This window comes from Citrobacter telavivensis (assembly GCA_009363175.1).
GTDB lineage: Bacteria > Pseudomonadota > Gammaproteobacteria > Enterobacterales > Enterobacteriaceae > Citrobacter_A > Citrobacter_A telavivensis.
The window spans coordinates 1,613,656-1,635,979 of the sequence record CP045205.1; the positions used below are offsets into that span (position 1 = coordinate 1,613,656).

Annotated in this window: 15 protein-coding genes; 7 read left to right on the forward strand and 8 right to left on the reverse strand. The window is 53.3% G+C overall.

What is annotated here, in order from left to right:
• Positions 1 to 88 precede the first annotated feature (88 nt).
• Positions 89 to 496 (reverse strand): MarR family transcriptional regulator, encoded by a 408-nt coding sequence (locus GBC03_09830; protein QFS70489.1) that lies wholly within the window; start codon positions 494 to 496, stop codon positions 89 to 91.
• A gap of 171 nt (positions 497 to 667) precedes the next feature.
• On the opposite strand from GBC03_09830, the gene GBC03_09835 reads away from it, so the two are divergent.
• From GBC03_09835 to GBC03_09845, 3 genes are read left to right on the forward strand one after another with little or no spacing between them, the layout of a single operon-like run.
• Positions 668 to 1,261, forward strand: coding sequence for a UbiX family flavin prenyltransferase (locus tag GBC03_09835; protein ID QFS70490.1), 594 nt, complete (start codon positions 668 to 670; stop codon positions 1,259 to 1,261).
• Positions 1,261 to 2,688, forward strand: a complete 1,428-nt coding sequence (locus GBC03_09840; GenBank protein QFS70491.1) for a UbiD family decarboxylase — start codon at positions 1,261 to 1,263, stop codon at positions 2,686 to 2,688. Before GBC03_09835 ends, GBC03_09840 begins: the two co-directional genes overlap by 1 nt.
• 10 nt (positions 2,689 to 2,698) lie before the next feature.
• Complete coding sequence (locus GBC03_09845) at positions 2,699 to 2,935, forward strand: hypothetical protein (protein QFS70492.1); 237 nt, start codon at positions 2,699 to 2,701, stop codon at positions 2,933 to 2,935.
• Positions 2,936 to 3,033: 98 nt separating this feature from the next.
• On the opposite strand, the gene mutS is transcribed toward GBC03_09845, so the two are convergent.
• Positions 3,034 to 5,601 carry a DNA mismatch repair protein MutS gene (gene mutS / locus GBC03_09850; protein ID QFS70493.1) on the reverse strand — a complete coding sequence of 856 codons (2,568 nt, stop codon included), beginning with the start codon at positions 5,599 to 5,601 and terminating at the stop codon, positions 3,034 to 3,036.
• A gap of 1,061 nt (positions 5,602 to 6,662) precedes the next feature.
• On the opposite strand from mutS, the gene sinH reads away from it, so the two are divergent.
• From sinH to GBC03_09865, 3 genes are all read left to right on the forward strand, one after another.
• A complete protein-coding gene (gene sinH / locus GBC03_09855) occupies positions 6,663 to 8,861 on the forward strand; it encodes an intimin-like inverse autotransporter SinH (GenBank protein ID QFS70494.1) in 2,199 nt (732 codons plus the stop codon).
• Positions 8,862 to 8,924: 63 nt separating this feature from the next.
• Positions 8,925 to 9,902, forward strand: a complete 978-nt coding sequence (locus GBC03_09860; protein QFS70495.1) for a hypothetical protein — start codon at positions 8,925 to 8,927, stop codon at positions 9,900 to 9,902.
• Between the two features lie 107 nt (positions 9,903 to 10,009).
• Positions 10,010 to 15,604: a hypothetical protein gene (locus GBC03_09865; protein ID QFS70496.1), complete on the forward strand. Its 5,595-nt coding sequence runs from the start codon at positions 10,010 to 10,012 to the stop codon at positions 15,602 to 15,604.
• Positions 15,605 to 15,661: 57 nt separating this feature from the next.
• Here GBC03_09865 and sitD read toward each other — a convergent pair whose 3' ends face one another.
• Genes sitD through GBC03_09885 form a run of 4 tightly spaced genes read right to left on the reverse strand, consistent with a single transcriptional unit; the run spans position 15,662 to position 19,090 of the window.
• Complete coding sequence (sitD, locus tag GBC03_09870) at positions 15,662 to 16,510, reverse strand: iron/manganese ABC transporter permease subunit SitD (GenBank protein ID QFS70497.1); 849 nt, start codon at positions 16,508 to 16,510, stop codon at positions 15,662 to 15,664.
• Positions 16,501 to 17,358 carry an iron/manganese ABC transporter permease subunit SitC gene (sitC, locus tag GBC03_09875; GenBank protein QFS70498.1) on the reverse strand — a complete coding sequence of 286 codons (858 nt, stop codon included), beginning with the start codon at positions 17,356 to 17,358 and terminating at the stop codon, positions 16,501 to 16,503. The genes sitD and sitC overlap by 10 nt, the downstream gene beginning before the upstream one ends.
• Positions 17,355 to 18,176, reverse strand: a complete 822-nt coding sequence (sitB, locus tag GBC03_09880; protein QFS70499.1) for an iron/manganese ABC transporter ATP-binding protein SitB — start codon at positions 18,174 to 18,176, stop codon at positions 17,355 to 17,357. Before sitB ends, sitC begins: the two co-directional genes overlap by 4 nt.
• Complete coding sequence (locus GBC03_09885) at positions 18,173 to 19,090, reverse strand: metal ABC transporter substrate-binding protein (GenBank protein ID QFS70500.1); 918 nt, start codon at positions 19,088 to 19,090, stop codon at positions 18,173 to 18,175. Before GBC03_09885 ends, sitB begins: the two co-directional genes overlap by 4 nt.
• A gap of 199 nt (positions 19,091 to 19,289) precedes the next feature.
• On the opposite strand from GBC03_09885, the gene GBC03_09890 reads away from it, so the two are divergent.
• On the forward strand, positions 19,290 to 19,634 hold the full coding sequence (locus tag GBC03_09890; protein QFS70501.1) for a nitrous oxide-stimulated promoter family protein: 345 nt from the start codon (positions 19,290 to 19,292) through the stop codon (positions 19,632 to 19,634).
• Positions 19,635 to 19,677: 43 nt separating this feature from the next.
• Here GBC03_09890 and GBC03_09895 read toward each other — a convergent pair whose 3' ends face one another.
• Entirely contained in the window at positions 19,678 to 20,106 is a 429-nt protein-coding gene (locus tag GBC03_09895) for a transporter (protein ID QFS70502.1), read from the reverse strand.
• Positions 20,107 to 20,151: 45 nt separating this feature from the next.
• Positions 20,152 to 22,230, reverse strand: a complete 2,079-nt coding sequence (flhA, locus tag GBC03_09900; GenBank protein ID QFS70503.1) for a formate hydrogenlyase transcriptional activator FlhA — start codon at positions 22,228 to 22,230, stop codon at positions 20,152 to 20,154.
• Between the last annotated feature and the right edge of the window lie 94 nt (positions 22,231 to 22,324).

A 22,324-nucleotide genomic window follows, 5' to 3' on the forward strand; every position in this document is an offset into this window, starting at 1 on the left:
TTGAGGCTGGCCTTTTTCTTTCTGGCTTTTTTGCTGTGGTTTCGCAGGTGAAAGCAGACGGGTGCATTTTCATGCATACTCAGGTTCGTCAATCGGGCATCATTTTCTTGATTAACAGGGCGAATTGCGCACGTTCCTTGTCATTCAACCGTCCCAGAAATTCCTCATCCACCTGGTTTCCCAGCGGCATGCATACTTTCAGCAAGGCTTCTCCCTCCGTGGTCAGATAAACGAAGCGGCGACGTTTATCCAGCGGATCGTTCTCACGCCTCACCAGCCCGCGTTTTTCCATCCGGCTCAGCATTTCAGCCAGCGTCGCTTTGGTACTGACGGCGGCCTCCATCAGATTAACCTGTTCAATGCCGGGACGTTCCGCAATGGCACGCATCACTGCGTATTGCGGTTTAGTGAGATCCGGCAACTCGTGCTGCCAACGCGCCGTATGTTGCTGAAAAAGCTGGCGTAACAGGTGAAACGCTTTATTCCGTAACTCCATGAAAACTCCAGGCTAAAAATCGTGTCTCCTATCATAACGGGTAACGTCGCGTTTTTTAACGAGGAAAGCTTAAGCTATACGTGCGAAAAAGAGTGGGCGATCTTGTCGCTGCGGTTGTATAGGGGTAATTTAGATAAAACGTTCGTATACGAACAATTTGTGGAGTGATGGATGAGATTGATTGTGGGGATGACGGGGGCAACGGGTGCGCCGCTGGGCGTGGCGCTGTTGCAGACATTGCAAAAAATGCCGGATGTGGAAACGCATCTGATGATGTCGAAGTGGGCCAAAACGACCATTGAACTGGAAACGCCATACTGCGCGCGCGATGTCGCTGGACTGGCGGATTATTGCCACAGCCCGGCGGATCAGGCGGCGACGATTTCGTCAGGTTCGTTTCGCACCGACGGCATGATCGTTATCCCCTGCAGTATGAAAACGTTGGCCGGAATTCGCGCCGGCTACGCCGAAGGTCTGGTGGGACGCGCCGCCGACGTAGTGCTGAAAGAAGGGCGCAAACTGGTGCTGGTGCCGCGTGAAATGCCGCTCAGCACGATTCATCTCGAAAACATGCTCGCGCTTTCTCGCATGGGTGTGGCAATGGTGCCGCCGATGCCCGCTTTCTACAACCATCCACAAACCGTTGATGATATTACACAACACATTGTGGCCCGCATCCTGGACCAGTTTGCGCTGGAGCATCCGCACGCACGTCGCTGGCAGGGGTTGTCACAGGCACAAAATTTTTCACAGGAGAATGAATAATGGCATTTGATGATTTGCGCAGCTTTTTGCAGGCGCTCGACGACCAGGGGCAACTGCTGAAAATCAGTGAAGAGGTGAATGCAGAACCGGATCTGGCGGCAGCCGCCAACGCCACTGGCCGTATTGGCGACGGTGCGCCGGCACTATGGTTCGACAATATTCGCGGCTTCACCGATGCGCGCGTGGCGATGAACACCATCGGATCCTGGCAAAATCATGCCATTTCGTTGGGCTTGCCACCGAATACGCCGGTGAAAAAGCAGATTGATGAGTTTATCCGTCGCTGGGATAAGTTCCCGGTAGCCCCGGAGCGTCGCGAGAATCCGCCTTGGGCGGAAAACAGCGTCGATGGCGAAGAGATTAATCTGTTCGACCTTCTGCCACTGTTTCGCCTGAACGATGGGGATGGTGGGTTTTACCTGGATAAAGCCTGTGTGGTCTCCCGCGATCCGCTTGACCCGGACAACTTCGGTAAACAGAACGTGGGTATCTATCGGATGGAAGTGAAGGGCAAGCGTAAGCTGGGCCTGCAGCCGGTACCGATGCACGATATCGCGCTGCATCTGCATAAGGCGGAAGAGCGCGGCGAGGACCTGCCGATCGCCATCACGCTGGGCAACGATCCTATCATCACACTGATGGGCGCAACGCCGCTGAAATACGATCAGTCCGAATATGAGATGGCGGGTGCGCTGCGTGAAAGCCCGTATCCCATCGCCACCGCGCCGTTGACCGGGTTTGATGTGCCGTGGGGATCGGAGGTGATCTTGGAAGGGGTGATTGAAAGCCGCAAACGCGAAATCGAAGGGCCGTTTGGCGAGTTCACCGGTCACTATTCCGGTGGTCGCAATATGACGGTGGTGCGTATCGATAAGGTTTCGTATCGCAGCAAACCGATTTTTGAATCGCTTTATCTGGGTATGCCGTGGACGGAAATCGACTATCTGATGGGGCCGGCTACCTGCGTGCCACTGTATCAGCAACTGAAAGCGGAATTTCCGGAAGTGCAGGCGGTTAACGCGATGTACACCCACGGCCTGCTGGCGATTATCTCCACCAAAAAACGTTACGGTGGCTTTGCCCGCGCAGTGGGCCTGCGTGCGATGACCACGCCGCATGGCCTGGGTTACGTGAAGATGGTCATCATGGTTGATGAAGATGTTGACCCGTTCAACCTGCCGCAGGTGATGTGGGCGCTCTCTTCGAAAGTGAACCCGGCGGGTGACCTGGTTCAGCTACCGAATATGTCGGTACTGGAACTGGATCCAGGTTCAAGTCCTGCGGGGATCACCGACAAACTGATTATCGATGCCACCACGCCAGTCGCACCAGACAACCGTGGTCACTATAGCCAGCCGGTGGTGGATTTACCGGAAACCAAAGCCTGGGCTGAAAAACTGACCTCGATGCTGGCCGCACGCAAATAAGGAGAAGAAGATGATTTGCCCACGTTGTGCTGATGAACATATTGAAGTGATGGCGACATCGCCGGTGAAAGATGTCTGGACGGTGTATCAGTGCCAGCACTGCCTTTATACCTGGCGTAATACGGAACCGCTGCGCCACACCAGCCGCGAACATTATCCGCAGGCGTTTCGCATGACGCAAAAAGATATTGATGACGCGCCGATGGTGCCGAATATTCCGCCGCTGCTGGCGGAAGATAAACGTTAACGGAGTGCCGGATGGCGACTGGCGCCTTATCCGGCCTACGAAAGTACAGTACCGTGAGTGTGTAGGCCCGATACGCAAAGCGTCATCGGGCATTTCTCTTACACCAGACTTTTCAGACGATAGATCCACTCCAGCGCCTGACGGGGCGACAGGGAATCCGGATCGAGATTTTCCAGGGCTTCAACAGCGGGAGAGGTCTCTTCAGGGACGGACAGCAGCGACATCTGCGTGCCATCCACCTGCGTTGCCGCCGCGTTTGGCGAAATGCTTTCCAGCTCGCGTAGTTTCTGCCGCGCTCGTTTGATCACCTCTTTCGGAACGCCCGCCAGCGCCGCGACCGCCAGGCCGTAACTCTTACTGGCCGCACCATCCTGAACGCTGTGCATAAAGGCGATGGTATCGCCGTGCTCCAGGGCATCCAGATGCACGTTGGCAACGCCTTCCATTTTCTCCGGCAGTTGTGTCAACTCGAAATAGTGCGTCGCGAACAGCGTCAGCGCTTTGATCTTATTCGCCAGATTTTCCGCGCACGCCCACGCCAGCGACAGGCCGTCGTAAGTCGACGTCCCGCGGCCAATCTCATCCATCAACACCAGACTGTTCTCGGTAGCGTTGTGCAGAATGTTGGCCGTTTCGGTCATCTCTACCATGAAGGTGGAGCGCCCGGAGGCCAGATCGTCCGCTGCGCCCACGCGGGTAAAGATGCGATCGATAGGACCAATCTCTACCTTCTGCGCCGGCACGTAGCTGCCGATATAGGCCAGCAGTGCAATCAGCGCGGTCTGGCGCATGTAGGTACTTTTACCGCCCATATTTGGCCCGGTAATGATCAGCATTCTGCGCTGCGGTGAGAGGTCCAGCGGATTGGCAATAAACGGCTCATTTAGCACCTGTTCCACTACCGGATGGCGACCTTCGGTAATCCGAATACCCGGTTTATCGCTAAAGGTCGGACAGGTGTAGTTCAGCGTATATGCGCGCTCGGCCAGGTTCACCAGTACGTCGAGTTCCGCCAGCGCACTGGCGCTCTGTTGCAGATCCGCCAGATGGGGCAGCAGCAGGTCGAACAGTTCATCATAGAGCTGTTTTTCCAGCGCCAGCGCTTTGCCCTTGGAGGTCAGGACTTTGTCTTCGTACTCTTTGAGTTCCGGGATAATGTAGCGCTCGGCGTTTTTCAGCGTCTGGCGACGAACGTAGTTGATTGGCGCGAGGTGGCTCTGCCCACGGCTGATCTGGATGTAATAACCGTGTACTGCGTTAAAGCCGACTTTCAGCGTGTCCAGTCCGGTACGCTCACGTTCGCGAATTTCCAGCCTGTCGAGATAGTCGGTCGCACCGTCTGCCAGCGCGCGCCACTCATCGAGTTCTTCGTTGTAGCCTGGTGCGATAACGCCGCCGTCACGGACCAGTACCGGTGGCGCGTCAACGACCGCACGTTCAAGCAGTTCCCGCAGTTCGGTGAATTCGCCCATTTTCTCGCGCAGCATCTGTACGGGGGCGCTGTCCACCGATTCCAGTTGCGCACGCAGTTCCGGCAACTGCTGGAAGGCGTGGCGCATGCGGGCGAGATCGCGAGGACGGGCGGTGCGCAGTGCCAGACGCGCAAGAATACGTTCCAGATCGCCTACCTGACGCAGCACCGGCTGTAGTTCGCTGGTCGCATCCTGTAGCGAGCCGATAGTCTGCTGGCGTTCAGTCAGGATTTTCGTGTCACGTACCGGCATGTGCAGCCAGCGTTTGAGCATACGGCTGCCCATCGGCGTTACGGTACAGTCGAGCACGGAGGCCAGCGTGTTCTCTACGCCGCCTGCCAGATTCTGGGTAATCTCCAGATTGCGGCGCGTCGCGGCATCCATGATGATGCTGTCCTGCTGGCGCTCCATGGTGATAGAACGAATATGTGGCAGGGAAGTGCGTTGCGTGTCCTTGACGTATTGCAACAGGCAGCCGGCAGCGCAAAGCCCGCGCGGCGCGTTTTCAACGCCAAAGCCAATGAGATCGCGGGTACCAAACTGCAAATTCAACTGCTGACGGGCAGTATCAATTTCAAATTCCCACAGCGGGCGACGTCGTAATCCACGACGGCCTTCAATCAGCGCCATCTCAGCGAAGTCTTCGGCATACAGCAGTTCCGCCGGATTGGTACGCTGCAGTTCGGCTGCCATCGTTTCCCGATCGGCCGGTTCGCTCACGCGAAAACGTCCGGAGCTGATATCCAGCGTGGCATAACCGTAGCCTTTGCTGTCCTGCCAGATGGCAGCCAGCAGGTTGTCCTGGCGCTCCTGTAACAGGGCTTCATCGCTGATGGTACCTGGAGTGACAATACGAACGACTTTACGCTCAACAGGCCCTTTGCTGGTGGCGGGATCGCCTATCTGCTCACAAATGGCGACGGATTCACCCTGATTCACCAGTTTGGCGAGGTAGTTTTCAACCGCGTGATGGGGAATGCCCGCCATCGGGATAGGTTCGCCTGCGGATGCGCCGCGCTTGGTCAGCGAAATGTCGAGCAGTTGCGACGCCCGTTTTGCATCGTCGTAAAAGAGTTCGTAAAAGTCGCCCATGCGATAGAAAAGCAGGATCTCCGGGTGCTGGGCTTTCAGCTTGAGATACTGCTGCATCATGGGCGTATGGGCGGTAAGGTCCTTGTTGATAGACTCTTGCATATTGATTTTACTCGTTTTTTAAGTCTTGTGAGTACTCGGGGGTGACATGTAGCACCGTTTAAACCCCTATAAATCGATAAATTTATATATCAAATGTTGTCGATACCATCGGACATACCTTTTGATTCGCAGGTATACATCAATGAAAATACCTGCCAATGAGTAGATTGTAATCAATCGGCTCTCAATTACGTGAAAACCGATTTTAACCCGCAAAGGAGAGTTGACTACTTAACCAATCCTGAACGAAAGTCTTATCTTATCACTGACAACCCTTGGGATTCACCCGTCGGTTTTGGCGCTAAATCTGAGCGAGTAATGTCATTATCAGAAACACGATCGGTCGCTCGTGGTAAAACATCGAAAGAGGTTATCAGATCTACGATTGGTAATGTCTCTGACTTTGTCAGTATTGATCAGGCTCGCGAGGCTGTTCGCAACTCAGTGATGCACAAATCGGAGTTTGGGGAGGGAAAGAGATTTTAATCAGAAATCTCCAACTGATTAGTTGGTTAGTTTGTATTTGTCATGTCAATGTGATGGGAAACGTAACTGCGGGGAAAAGTCAGAAAATCCTTTGCGAACAGTGTACGTATATCTCAGCTTTATTGCCTTAATGGTAAGCATTTCGTCTGTAAATCATGCTGGTTTAACGTCGCGCGAGTGGTGCCATTTTTCGCTGTGTTCAGAACTCAACCCGGTGGCTCATGACCACAAGTTCAGCCAGAACTTATCGATTTACCTGCATCATTGAAAATGGAAAAGATCTGATATCATACTTGCACTTTCGTCAGAATCTCTTTTCTCTTTTCCTCTTCGCGACGATGAACTGATTGATTACTGCAATCAAATTTATCTCTTGCAATAGCTCCAGTAATAAAAAACTAAATTATCCAATAATGGACAAATTAGTGCTGAAGAGCTGTGCTAGTACTAGATATAATCTTCTAAATGATGTTTGGATGAGTTGTTTATTTGTGTAAGTATTTTGTTTAATGATTGTATCTCTTTGAATAAATAGGTCCCATTTATATAGAATATTTCTATAGTGGTAGGTTTGAATGACTCGTGTTGTTATCTTTGTATTGATCATGGTTATAATACCTAGAGCGTTGTTAGCTGCAAATCAATATACTGAAAGTCAGACGCTTACCAAAGAACCCTCCCCACCCCTGGCAGCAATTGAGTTACCTGATTTAGGTAGTGAGGCTGCGAAGAAAATAGAAAAAGAAGATTTTAAAGAGCAATCAGAAAGTTATATAACGAATTCTGCTGCTCAGGGGTTTGAAAACCTGACACCAGAGGCGCTGGAATCACAGGCCAAAAGCTATTTACAAAATAAAATTACCTCTACAGCACAATCCTACATCGAAGGTCTGATGTCACCTTATGGCGTTGTGCGCACGAATTTATCGGTTGATCAGGAAGGGTCTCTGGAAGGCAGTTCTCTGAATTATTTCGTCCCCTTATATGAAGACCCGGATAATGTCCTGTTCAGCCAGCTTTCTACTCAACGTAAAGAAGATCGTACTATCAGTAATATAGGGGTAGGGCTGCGTCATAATATCGGGCGCTGGATGCTCGGTGGTAATACTTTTTATGATTACGATTTTTCTCGTGGGCATCGTCGGTTGGGGCTGGGAGCCGAGACCTGGACTGACTTTCTGCGATTCTCCGGAAACTATTATCACCCGCTCTCCAACTGGAAGAATTCTCCTGATTTAGACTTTTATGAAGAGCGTCCGGCACGTGGGTGGGATGTGCGCGTAGAGACATGGCTGCCATTTTATCCACAGGTAGGTGGTAAGTTGGTTTATGAACAATATTATGGTGATGAAGTGGCGCTATTTGGTGAGGATAACCTGGAGCGCAACCCGCAGGCCGTCACGTTTGAGTTGAATTATACCCCTGTACCGTTGCTCACGTTCAGTACGGATTATAAGTATGGTACAGGAGATAACACGGATGTAAACGTGACAGCCACGCTAAATTATCAGTTTGGCACACCGCTTAAAGCACTGCTCGATCCGGAAAATGTCAAAATCCAGCATTCATTGGAAGGCAGTCGCCATGATTTTGTCGACCGTAATAATTTTATCGTTCTCGAATATCGCGAAAAAGATCCGCTGGACGTTTCGCTGTTTCTGAAAGCCGATACAACCAATGAACATCCGGAATGTGTGATCAGCGATACGCCGGAAGCGGGCGTGGGCCTGGAAAAATGTAAGTGGACAATCAATGCACTGGTGAGTCATCACTACAAAATAGCGACGGCCTCATGGCAGGCAAAGAACAATGCTAACCGTACTCTGGTCATGCCCGTGGTTAAGGCGAACACGCTGACGGAGGGCAATAACAACAGCTGGAATCTGGTATTGCCTACATGGGAAGACGCTGCAACGGATGCTGAACGTCTTGCGTTGAATACATGGAAAGTCAGGATCTCGCTGGTGGATGAAGAAGGTAATCATCAGAACTCCAGCATCGTGGAGTTGACGGTACAGCAGCACCGCAAAATTGAATTGGTTGTCGATAACCTCGCGGGGGCAGATCTCAGCCAGCATCAACATGAGACCAGCGCACAGGCGGACGGCGTCGACGGCGTCGTGATGGCACTGCTGCTGACAGATGCTTATGGCGATGATAGCGACAGCAAAGGCGAGAAACTGGTGGATGACGCCATGATGCCTGAGTTGTACGACAGCAATGACAAAATGGTCACGCTCTCCACCAAACCCTGCACGAACGTAACACCCTGTGTGTTTATTGCCAACCGCGATAAACAGGCCGGAACCCTCACACTTTCCAGTACGCAGCCAGGCACTTTTCGCTGGAAGGCTAAAACGGATGCCTATGGTGACAGTAATTATGTGGATATCACTTTTCTGGGCCAAAACGTCAACGATGTTAATGCCGCTATTTACCAGACTCATGTCGGTAATCCGGTGAATTTAATTGGAAATAAGAATGGGCACCTGCCATTGAACAGCGCATACCGATTTATGTTATGGCGCGATAAAAACAAGGACGGAGTGTTCCAGATGTCGGAGCAGCTCAGCGCTGAGGAAATGGCGCAGTACGACTACAAATGGGAGTTTACTGGTGAAAGCATCAGCGGGGATTCGGGGGCGCAAACCAATACCGAGAACCAGGATTTGGTGCTTCCGGTGACGAACCGTGAAGCGAAGCAAAAATTTGGCGCCAGCGAAAAAAGCGGCGTTCAGGGGTATGGGATACGAGTCACGTATCACAAAAAGTAAAAGACTATTGGCGTGATGGTTAACAAGGGCCAGTCGCTGATATTCGAAACAAGAGGAATATTAATGAAACAAGTAACAATACAGCGTCTGACCAAAATTGCTATAGCGTTAGCCATTGCCGGATATTGCTCCGTACCTGTCGCACTTGCCGCGAATAAAGTGAGTAAAGTGGGCAATCTAAAAGAGGGGGCTGGCTGGTTGACGAGTGGTAACACGGGCAGCATTGTCGGTACGGTTCCTAAAATTAAAATCCCGAACGCGCCAGTGACCGATGACGGCCTGCACGTCAAGGTGGAAATTGATCGCTCGGGTCGTACGGGTGGTTCTACGGCGTCGACGGATGGCGAGAAGCAACTTCATGTCGGCGATAAGCTCACCGTCTCTTGGGATATCAACGATACCGAAGGTGATACTGACGCCACGGGGTTAACGAAAAAGAGCATCAAGTGGATGTGTTACAAAGATCAGAGCAAAAAGGATGGTCGGACCCTTCAGGGCAACGGCACGAATGGCTCAGACTCTTATACCATCGTAACCGCAGACGAGAACTGTTATATCGGGATGCAAATTACCCCGACGACGGAGACCGGCGATCCCCGCACGGGCGTGCTGGTTGATATGGCTGATTTGTCCACCGCGGCTGGCGGCGGTAGCGACAGTGATGATATTCCGGAAGGGCCGGTGGTGGATGACGATCTGCAGGTGACTATTTATGACACCACCGATACCTCGGTTAACCTGCTCAAGAACACCACGGTTCCACTGCATACCGGTCATACCTATAAGGTCAAACTGTGGCGAGATACCAACGGTAACGGCACCTACGATTCCGGTACAGATACCGATGTCACCAGCTACTATGACTATATGTGGGTGTTTACTGGAACGAGCGCAACGGCAAATACGTCCGGCGATTCCAGCGTACAGAACGAGGATCTGGTGCTCCCGGCAACCAATACTGCCGCAACCGGTGTTCTCTCCGGTGCAGGCGTGGATGGTGTTCAGGGAAATACGTTGGCCATCAAATACAAACGTAAATAGTTTTTTATCTCTGATGCCATTCCCCGCAGGGAATGGCATTTTTGCAGATGTAATTTTTGTTGAGTACACCACTGGGTAAAAAAAACGAAGCCAGTCAGGACTGATTAATGTGCGGATATCGGAAAATGAAGAAGATATTGAGTATCTTATTGCTGCTGGCGATGTCGTTCGGAATACCCCCATTTTCAGCCCAGGCAGCGTTCAAAGGAGGAACCTGGCAGACAACGCCTACTTCTACGGGTGAAATTAAGGGGACCAGTCCGCAGGCCGACAGTGCGGCGATCGCGGTTTATCAGGGCAGCATACAGCTAGATCCCACTAAAACGTACGCCGTACCGTTCAGCGCAACGCCCGGCGATTTCAGCGCTGATACTGCCGCCAGCCATCTTATCCTGACGAATCCCCATGATACTGAAGGCGACCTGTTCGCCGCGCCACCGGCCTTACAGTGGGAGAACCAACAGCCGCCCGGTGCGGACCTGGTTTGGGCCGATGCAGCCACACCGGAGACGCTGCTTGACCCACAGCCGGTAGACGACAAAAGTTTTTGTGCACAAAATCTGGCCGGGCGTCATCTGGTGACGTGGCCGCAGGTGAATTCAACCACGCCGCTGCCGCTGCTGTATCTCTCCACGCTCACCGGTTCTCCCGCCACTGGCACCGTGGCGCTGCAGGATAAGCGGGTGGCGATTGATATCGCACCCTCACCGAATGCGCCGTTGACGGTCAGCGCCAGTCACTATGACGATACGCTGAAAGCTGCGAAGGTGAAGGCCGGTGAGAGTATCACTCTGACCATTACCACCCACGACTGTACGGGAAATGTGCTAAATAACGTACCCTTTGTCATTACCCGCAGTGATGCGCGTGGTCGACAGGGCGATGTCAACAACAGCCTACCGGTACATATCGGCAATACTGAACTGATCTCCTCTGGCACCGAATATCAGGGTGTCACGGATGCTAACGGTACAGCGACCGTGACAGTGACGCAGGATGGTGGACCGGGGGTAAAAACCACGCTGAAGGTGAAACCATCAAAAAGCAGCGTGTTGGAAACCGATGTGGATGTGATATTTACCACGTTGACAAGCCCTAACAGCGATAAAGCCGCGATGTGGGGTCATATGGTGGAGAGTACCACGGTAGGTGATTTTACGTTTAGCCGCCCTAAGCTGTCGGGGGAGACCAGTGGAGCGAATGGCTCTGCGACCGACCATAACGAAGTCTGGGCACTGTTTGACTGGAACAACGCTAACAGCCACTGCAACTCCCTACTGCCGGATCTTCGGCGGTTAGTTGCGCTGGATGTTGCTCAGGGCACGCAAACTATTCAGGAGACGCTGGGGTGGCCGATACAGGGTAATAATTACTGGTCGGCTTCGCCCGGTGACTCTGGGCGGCACTTCGCGGTGGATATGAATGGTCAGGAAAGCGAATCCCGCAATGACAGTGAGCACTACCTTGTCAGTTGCGTGGATCATGCTATGCCGGTGGTTATACCCAAAATAACGCTGACGCCTGATCATTACGACACCACGCTGACTGCGGCGAAAGCAATGACCGGTGAATCCATCACCATGACGGTCACGATCACCGACAGCGTGACCGGGGAGCCGCTTCCTCACACCTATTACTCCCTGGCGCTGGACCCGGCGCATAACCGCGCCAATGAAACCAGTTCTGAGTGGGAAACGTCTCCCGTGGTGATCGCTGGCGAGCAGATTCAGGCCAGCGATCCACACCTTTATGAGGGGGTTACTGATGCCAGCGGTGCCGCAACCGTGGTATTGACCCAGCCTCATGGTGCCGGCGTGCGCACCACCATTACGGCCGAAATGCGCGAAGGGTATACCGCCACCGACAGTAAAGACGTGATTTTTACCGTCATCACCAGTCCGGACAGCGACAAGGCTCGCATGTGGGGCCATATGAAAGATGCGGCAACGGCAGACGGCAGTCTGTTCGTACGCCCGCTGCTGGCGGCGGAGTCCAGTTACGAAGCGGGTAATAATCGGGAGAATAATGAAGACTGGGCTACATTTACTCAGCTCAGCAAGGCGGAAAGCCAGTGCGGCGACGGACAGGTGCCGTCAGCCAATTCACTGGAAAAACTGTATGCCGGGCACAGCGCAAACCAGATAGTGACAGATCTGGGCTGGCCGACAGAAGGCTACAGCTATCTGTCGGCAGACACGGATGGCACTACTTACCACAATGTCAGCCTGAAAAACGGCGACCAGGGCAGCTTTACCGGTAGCACGTCGAACTATCTTTCCTGCGCTGCCACGGGGTTGGTATCGCAGCTTCAGGTCATTACCAACGGTGACGCCAGCCAGCGGCAGGCGAAAGCGAAAGCGGGTGAACCTATCACGCTGACAGTGCAGACAACCAACGCGGTAAACGACTTGCCTGCGCCGAATGTGGCGTTCACGGTGACGTCCGGGGAGTCCACTAACCGGCAGGGGAGTGCCACCGGGTTTACATCCGGCGGCCCGCTGATGGTGAACGGACAGTCATTTGGCACTAACAGCGGCATGACAGGCACTTACCAGGGGATTACGGATGCGCAGGGGCAGGCGCAATTGGTCATTGAGCAACCGAAAGGGCCTGGTGTAAAAACACCGCTGACCATCAAACTGGATGACTCGCGGGTCGCCGATGCGATTAACTATGAGGTGATTTTTACTGCCGTCACCAGCCCGGATACGGACAAAGCGCAGATGTGGGGGCACATGGATGACAGCGTGACGGTGGGTGATGATACATTTTATCGCCCCAAACTGACGAGTGAGTTTACTACCACCCCAAGTGGTTCAACGCGTGCACTGGATAACGAGGTGTGGGGAATACTGACCAGCGCTAGTGCACAGAGTAGCGCGGCAGGAGGATGTGAAACCAGCCACCTCCCCAGTACTAACCAGATGAAGGCGCTGTATAACGCGAACAAAGACAATAAACTTAATACTGAACACGGCTGGCAGACTGTCTATAGCTACTGGACGTCGACGCTGTCTTCAGGAGGACCCACCGTCGGTTGGGATGTTATCAGTATGACGTCCGGCGCCACGGGCTCCAGCGGCGCTGGCATGTTCGTGGTCTCCTGCCTGAAAGATGCCAACCCAGTAGCGACACAGATAACTCTGGAGACGACGGATAAAACTCAGTGGTCAGAGACGCTGAACGCCGCCAGAGTGAAAAAAGGCGATACACTGCGATTAAAACTGATGACAAAGGATAGTGCGGGTAATCCGGTACCCGATACGTCGGTTGTTATCTCGCGCGGTGACGATTATTCTCGCCAGGACGTCAAAGAGAGCTCCCCCGCATCAATGGTGATTAACGGGCTGTCATTGGCCAATCAATCCTCTTTGCTGTATGCCTCAACCGGCGCTGACGGAAGCCTGATTCTGGAGATCACGCGGGCAAACACCAAAGGTACAAAAGCGGTGATTACCGCAAAGCTATTTGATAACGACAGCGTCACGGCTGACATGGGTTCGATTTTTACCGTTGCCACCAGTCCGGACTCGGCGAAGGCGACTTACTGGGGGCATATGCCCGAAACGCTGACGGCAACCGATGGTACCGTCTTTAAACGCCCGATACTCTTTAATGAACTGGCTCAGACCAGCGGGTATAAATCTTCTTCAGAAAATTATGAGACGTGGGCTGTCTTAACGTATCCGCAGGCGCAGGATAACGCTTCCTCAGGATGCGATGAGGCGCATATTCCGACCCGGGATTCCTTAGATTCGCTCTACAACGCCTATCCAGGCGGCAAAATAGAATCAGAACAAGGGTGGCCTACATACACATATTACTGGAGCAATACGGCCGATAGTTCTGTTACCGCCAGCCGCAATTATTATACCGTTAGCCTGTATTCGGACAGCAGTTCAGGGATGGCGCAAAGTCAAACAAAGTATCTGACCTGCCTTGATAAGGCGAAAGCAAAGGGGAATGTCGCTCAAATTGAACTGACGTCTGCGCAATATGTACCCGAACTGAAAGCCGCCAAAGTGAAAAAAGGTGAGATAATTACGTGGCAGATAGAATTCAAAGACGCACAAGGGAATATATTGCCAAATGTCGCTTTTTCTATCCTCGGTGCCCAGAGTACAAAACGTAATGGCGAGCCGTACTCCGCTTACCTGTACGCAGGATATCCCGGAGGGTCTGCGACATATTTATCAGGGAGTACCCGTTTCTACGGTGTCACGGACAGTAATGGGCAGGCGCTGGTGGAGGTTTCCGGCGGCGCAGGGTTTGAGGGATTACTCTCTGTTTCACCAGATGAGAACAGTGCATTAGTTGAAAATATGGCATCCATTTTTACGATAGTAACCAGTCCGGACAGTGATAAAGCCGCGATGTGGGGACATATGCCAGATACCATCACCGTAGATGATATCGTTTTTGAGCGGCCAAAACTGGCGGCGGAGGCCCCATCAGCGAGTGGTCATACGACGATAAGCAACGAATCCTGGGCAACCGTGAGGGATCATAACGTGGCCTTCAACAACCCAGAAGCCGGAGGATGTGCGGCAAACCATTTACCGCAAATTGCTCAAATGAGTGCGTTATATGCTGCACACAGCGGCAACAAGATCAGTACCGAATTCGGCTGGCCGGTCACTTCAGGCTATAACTACTGGACTTCCACCTATTATTATCCAGACAGAGTCTCGGCCTGGTATTCAATCGAATTAAAAAGCGGGTATACATATTCTGCGAGTGGCTCATCGTGGATGATGATTACGTGCCTGAAAGACGCCAACCCTGTGCCATCGAAGATCGTTATTAAACCTGCCGATAGCACGCAATGGGATGCGTCACTGAATGTTGCGAAGGCAAAAAGCGGCGATACGCTTCATCTCAATGTAACCGTCGAAGATGCCAGCGGTAAACCAATACCCGCAACAATGCTGACCATTTCCCGCGGCAATGATTATAACCGTCAGGCAGTCCAGGAATCAGCACAAGCGATGACGGTTAACGGCTCCACATTGACTTCACCAGGATCAACAAGCAATTTGTCTACGGATGATGCCGGTAACCTGCTTCTGGACGTGACGCGTCCCTCCACAGTCAAAGGAACAAAAGCACCGATTACTCTCTCGATTACCGACATTCCCGGCGTAACGTCCAGTCTGGACACGGTGTTTACCGTACTGACGAGCCCTGACTCCAGTAAAGCTCAGTACTGGGGCCATATGCCGGAGACAGTTACCAGCAGTGCGGGGGTTGTTTTTCGTCGGCCAATGCTTCAGGCCGAGATCGGTGTGGGTTCCTACAGTTCGACTAATAACGAAAAATGGTCTGCGATAACTTACCCACAGGCTTCTTCGTTGAATATCGAGGGATGTTCCATCGACAAAATACCGCTGCTCAAGGAGTGGCAAACACTCTACGGCGATCATCCTGGTGGTGCGGTGGCAACGCTTTATGGATGGCCGACCAATTATGTCTATTGGGGTGCCGATCTGACGGCAGACAATAAGGCGCAATCTATCAACCTGGCTTCAGGAAGCACACAAGCGACAGCGTCTACGTCAACGGTAGATTATGCCATGCTGGTCTGCCTGGCTCAGACTCATAATACGTCTAAATCGACTGGCTTTATGCTGAATTCTGGATCTCAAATTCAGTCTTTCGTAGCGGAAAAAAAAAGTGACTCTACTGGCGGTATCCACAATTGAGTACGAGAGAGGATCTCTTTTATGACGCATTCTCGATCCTTCTTCCGTTTCAGAATTTTACACCGATTGTTGTTGTCGCAATTCCGAGCGCCGGTCGCGTAATGTGGCAAAAACAAACGCAGCGATAAAGATAAGGGTAAACAGCACCACGATCGTGGGAGCGGGGGCGCTGTCGAGGAAAAACGACAGATAAACGCCCAAAAATGAGGTGACTACCGACAGCCCGGTTGCCAACAGCAGTGCGTGGGCAAAGCGTCGGGTGAGGAGAACGGCAATCGCGCCAGGGGCTATCAGCAGGGAAATCGACAAAATGATCCCCACCGATTTCAGCGTCGCCACGATGGTCAGCGCAATCATGCAGAGTAATCCGTAGTGCAACAGCGTCGTGTTAAGACCGCAGGCCTTTGCCTGATGTGGATCGAAGGCGTGAAGCAGCAGATCTTTCCATTTGAAGAGGATGACTAGCGCAATTCCGAGCGCGATGAGCGCCGTTTGCCCAATATCGCTGAGCGAAATCCCCAGCATGTCGCCAAATAAAATATGGTCGAGATGGACCTCTGACTGGATAGAGATATACAGCACCAGTCCGGCCCCAAACATTCCGGAGAAGACGATCCCCATGATGGTGTCGCGTTTGATCCGGCTATTGTCGTCGAGATACCCGGTTGCCACGGCGCAGAACAGCCCGGCAATAAACGCGCCAATCGCCAGCGGAATGCCGACGATATACGCCAGTACAATTCCCGGAAAGACGGCATGGCTCATGGCATCGCCCATGAGTGCCCAGCCTTTCAGTACCAGAAATACCGACAGCAGCGCACAGGGAACGGCTACCAGGGCGGAAACGGAAAGCGCATTCACCATAAAGTCGAACTGAAAAGGTTCCAGCAGGATGCTCAGGAACATGACGGCTCCTTACGACGTGCACGACGACGGTTCGCCAGCAGGCCGTGTTTGGGGGCGAAAACGAACGCTAACAGGAACAGCAGCGTTTGCAGCACCACGATGATCCCGCCGGTAGCGCCGTCCAGCCAGTAACTGAGCCAGGCACCGAAGAAACTGGTCACACTGCCGATCGCAACGGCAATGATAAGAAGGCGCGGGAAGCGATCGGTCAGCAGCCAGGCCGTTGCGCCGGGCGTCACCACCAGGCAGATCACCAGAAAGGCGCCCACCGTTTGTAGCGCAGCCACGGTGGACACCGACAGCAGGGTGAAAAACAGCAGCTTCAGGCGATCCGGATTCAGGCCAATCGAGCGGGCGTGGTTTTCATCAAAAAAGGTGACCATCAGATCCTTCCACTTCAGCAGCAGGATAAGCAGGGAAACCGCGCCAATAATGGCCAGTTGCACAATATCTTCCGGCGCGATCGCCAACACGTTGCCGAGAATGATGGTCTGAATATTTACCGACATCGGGTTGAGCGACACCATAAACAGCCCAATGCCAAAGAATGACGAGAAGATCAGGCCAATAATGGCGTCCTCTTTCAGCCGCGAGCGCTGGTTCAGAAACAACATACTGCCTGCCGCCAGACCACCGGAGAGGAAGGCGCCGAGCGAAAAAGGTAAGCCGAGCATGTACGCCCCGGCAACGCCTGGCACGATGGAGTGCGAAAGCGCATCGCCAATCAGCGACCAGCCTTTGAGCATTAAATAGCAGGAGAGAAAGGCGCACAGGCCGCCAACCATCGCTGAAACCCACATCGCATTGAGCATGTACTGATAGCCAAAGGGTTCCGTCAGCCAGTTCATGATGATTCTCCGCTGCCTGCCGTACGCCGGGAAATAAACGGACGTTCGTCATCGGTAATGATGTGTTCTTCGCCGCCGCTGAGCGCGACGTGGCGTAAAACGCCGCTGAATGCCAGCTCAAGGTTTTCGGCGGTAAAGGTCGTATCGGTTGGGCCGCTTGCCAGTACGGTGCCTTTGATCATCACCGTATAATCGCAGAACTCGGTGACTGAACCGAGATTATGGGTGGAGACCAGCATGGTGCGCCCCTCATCGCGCAACTCGCGTAACAGCGCAATAATGCGGGCTTCGGTTTTGACGTCGACACCGGTAAAGGGCTCATCCAGCAGAATCACCTGGCCGTCCTGGGCAATGGCTCTGGCGAGAAAGACGCGTTTTTTCTGCCCGCCGGAAAGCTCACCAATCTGCCGGTGGCGGTATTCCAGCATGTCCACCCGCGCCAGCGCAGCGTCGACGCTGGCTCGATCCGCTGCCTTTGGGCGACGCAACCAGCCCATATGCCCGTAGCGACCCATCATTACCACGTCCTCCACCAGCACCGGAAATGACCAGTCGACCTCTTCTGACTGCGGCACGTAAGCAATAAGATTCTGTTTCAGCGCGTTATTCACCGGCAGTCGCAGGATAGATATCTCGCCGTCCGCCAGACGGACAAAGCCCATTAACGCCTTGAACAGCGTCGATTTTCCCGATCCGTTAACCCCTACCAGCGCGGCAATAGAGCCGCCGGGCACCTGAAAGGTGGCATCGCGTAGTGCGGTATGACCATTGCGATACGTCACCGTCACCTGATTCACGGTAATCGCCGATTGACTCATTTCTGGTTCCTCAGACCGTCGTTAATGCCGCTGACGATGGTCTCGGTAGTGACCCGCAACAGGTCGAGATAGGTGGGCACGGGGCCATCGGCGGCGCTCAGCGAATCGACATACAGCACGCCGCCGTAATGTGCACCGGACTCCCGGGCGACCTGGCGAGCCGGTTTATCCGAGACGGTGCTTTCGCTGAACACGGTGGGGATCTGATGTTGTCTTATCGCATCGATTACTTTACGCACCTGTCTTGGCGTTCCCTGCTGATCGGCGTTGATCGGCCAGAGGTACAGCTCTTTCAGATCGTTATCGCGGGCAAGATAAGAGAACGCCCCCTCACTGGTCACCAGCCAGCGTTTATCGGCAGGGATCTTTGCCAGCGCGGCATGGAGAGGGGCCAGCGTCTGGTGAATTTGCGCTTTATAACGTTCGGCATTTTTCTGGTAAACCGCGGCGTTATCCGGATCGTATTTCGCCAGCGCGTCGCGAATATTGTCGACGTAGATAATCGCATTTTCTGCAGACATCCAGGCGTGGGGGTTAGGTTTTCCGTTATACGGACCTTCGCTGATACCCATCGGTTTCACCCCGTCAGACACCGTCACGTCCGGTACGCCCGACAAATTCTGATAGAAGCGGGCAAACCACAGTTCCAGATTCAGGCCGTTAGAGAGGATCAGTTGCGCACCCTGTGCCCGCTTAATGTCACCCGGAGTGGGCTGATACTCATGAATTTCTGCGCCAGGTTTGGTGATCGAACTGACATTTGCCGCCTCGCCCGCCACGTTTTTCGCCATGTCGGCAATGATAGTGAAGGTGGTAACGACGTTGAGTTTCTCTCTGGCGTAAGCCGGTGACAGCGCAAAGATGACCAGTACGCCAGCCAGCAGAGACGACGTCAGACGGGAAATATGTGACATAGTATCCTCCTAAAAAAGTGGTTAATTATCCATCAAATATAGCCTTTGCTATGTTATATAGCACAAGGCATATATAAAGATAGTGTTAAATGAAAATAATTCTTATTTGAGTGGTGAAGGAGATGTCACCTTCGGGTGATAGTGTCGCGAGAATTTAAGTTGTAGAATAAATGCACCTTAATGTTGTGGAGGGCGCATCATGTCCGGCAAGCGTATCGCTCGCGAAAAACTGACGATTAAAAAGATGATCGCGCTGTACGAGAGCCAGTGTCCGCAGGCTTCCGACGAGTCGGGGCACTACGACGCGCTGTTCGCCTATGCGCAAAAGCGTCTGGATAAGTGCGTCTTTGGTGAGGAGAAACCCGCCTGTAAACAGTGTCCGGTACACTGCTATCAGCCTGCAAAACGTGAAGAGATGAAGCAGATCATGCGCTGGGCGGGGCCAAGAATGCTCTGGCGTCACCCGATTTTAACCGTTCGTCATCTTATCGACGATAAACGCCCCGTGCCGGCATTACCGGAAAAATATCAGCGCAAGAAGTAGGGCGTTGGTAAGCCCGACAGCATGACGTTATCGGGCACCAGAATTACGCTTTGGTGGCAATCAGAATCGCTGAGGCTTTAATCAGCGCGATCACGCGGCTGCCCTGGCTCAGTTTCATCTCTTGCTGACTTTCATTGGTGACGACTGCCACAATCTCAAATCCGGCGTCGGTTTTGATGTGGACAGTGGCATTGACCGCGCCTTCAGTGACCTGAGAAACGCTACCGACGAACTGGTTGCGGGCTGAAAATTTCAGACCACAATCTTCTGTTGCCAGAGTGACCCACGGCGCTTTGATCAACGCAATGGCGTCTTTGCCTTTCACCAGACCCAGCGCCTGCTGGCTGCTGTGGGTGACGATGGCGACCAGTTTTGCACCGCCAGCCAGGGTCAACTCAACTTCGTCATTCACTGCCCCTGTTGCGACTGCGCTAACCGTACCGGTCAATTGATTACGTGCTGATACCGCCATGTTGCCTCCTTTTGTTTATGTTTCACAGAGTATAGCCTGAACGACTTACACTAATGCATCCTTATCAATACCTAAGCGCTTCATGCGCGACAGCAGCGTTGTACGCTTGAGTCCGAGGCGCTGAGCCGCCCCTTTCGGACCCGCGACCACACCATTGGTCTCTTTCAGCACCCGCATGATGAGCTGATACTCGTCCTCGCCTTCCTGCGCGACTTCCGTTGCGACAGGGGGGACGTCCGGTGAGAGCATGCCAACATCCGGAAGTGAGAGTTGTAGTACGCTTCCCCGCGTCAGTAGAACGGCGCGCTCAACCACGTTTTCCAGTTCACGCACGTTGCCAGGCCACTCCATATTACTGAGGATGCGCAGCGTTTCCGCCGGGATACTGTCAATGTTACGTCCCAGGCGGCGAGCGATTTTAAAGGTGAACGCTTTCACCAACAGAGGAATATCCTCCGGGCGTTCGCGCAGCGGCGGAAGCTGGATCGGAAAAACGTTGAGGCGGTAGTAGAGATCGCTGCGAAACTCGCGATCGTCGACCATTTTTTTGAGATCGCGATTAGTGGCGGCGATCAGACGCACGTCGGTCTGGATCAGCTTATTGCTGCCCAGACGCTCAAATTCCTGTTCCTGTAAGACGCGCAGAAGCTTCGGCTGTAATTCCAGCGGCATGTCGCCGACTTCATCCAGGAATAGTGAACTTTTATCTGCCAGCTCAAAGCGGCCAATGCGCTGCGCGCTGGCACCGGTGAAAGCGCCGCGCTCGTGGCCGAACAGATCGCTTTCCAGCAGTCCGGCGGGCATGGCGGCACAGTTCATCTTCACCATCCGGCGCGCGTTACGCCCGCTCAGATTATGGATAGCACGGGCAATAAGCTCTTTCCCCGTGCCGGTTTCCCCAAGGATCAGCACGGTGCTGTCGCTCTGGGCCACCATCTCGACCTGCTTGAGCACGCTGTACATTGCTTCGCTGCGCCCGATGATTTCGCCAAATTCGCTGTCGACATTATTAAGCTGTTCGGTGAGCGCCAGGTTTTCATCCACCAGTCGCTCTTTCAGTCGATGAATTTCCTGATAGGCGAGGGCGTTATCCACGGCGATGGCCACGCGCTCGGCAATCTGGCGCAGCAGGTTCAGGTTGGCGGTGGTGAACACTTTTTCTTCACACTGCGCCAGCTTGAGCACGCCGAGCATGGTATTGCCCGACTTCAGCGGCAGCAGGCACAGCGTCTGGATCTGGTTGCCCCACGTATTGAATAGCATGCGTTCATAGGGGGCCAGCGCATCCCGTTCGTTCAGGTTAATCAGCAGCATCTCTTTGCTTTTAAACACCCGCTCCGTCAGGGTGCCCGCTTCATCCACTTCGCTCTGTTCGTGCGCCGGATGATTTTCATCGAGGTAGTGGGTGGAGTAAATGCTGAGCTTATTTTTGCGGTGGCTGCGAAGGACAATGCTGATGTCGTCGATATTGAAATAGTGGTGGATCTCTTTGGCGACTTCACTGACCAGTTCATCCATGTCGAGCCGGGAGAGCACGGCGTTGGTGATGGCGACCAGAATGCGAAAGTTGTCGCGTTCGCGGCACAAGAGATCGTAATCGACGTTGTTCGTGACCCGGCACTGAATTTGCTCCGCCACCACGCCAACTATCTGCGTGAAGGTTTGCAGCCGCTCGTACTCTTTTTCGCTCCAGGGGCGGTCTTCATTGCGGATGAATTCACAGCCGCCGAAAATGCGCCCATCCGCCGCCAGCGGCAGCAGGCAGTAGTGACCAAATGGTGTATAAAGTCCGCCGCAGGCCAGCTGCGGCCAGGTTTCCGTAAATTCGTGATAATTGCAGTGCAAGGCATCAGGTCGGGAAAGAATACGGCGGACCGGGCCGTGGGCCAATACGGTTTCGTCTTCGTAGACGACAGGATTGCCGTTATCGCGCGTGACGTAATACGACGCGCGCTGCGTTTGCGCTTGCCACAGTACAATTGCCGCGCTGTCGGCAAGCGCCGAGCGCTTTACCAGTTGCGAAAGCGCCTCACTTAGCGATTGAAGATCGGGCTGCTGTAACAATGTGCGAGTGATGTCGAACAATCCTTGCTGCCCGAGATCGCTCATCGGTGTATACGACATATTGCTTTTCCAGGAAAGTACCGCTGCGCGGTGCGAAAAAGAAACTAAATTATAGATAGATATACTCGACTTCCGCCGGATGGCGGCAAAATAG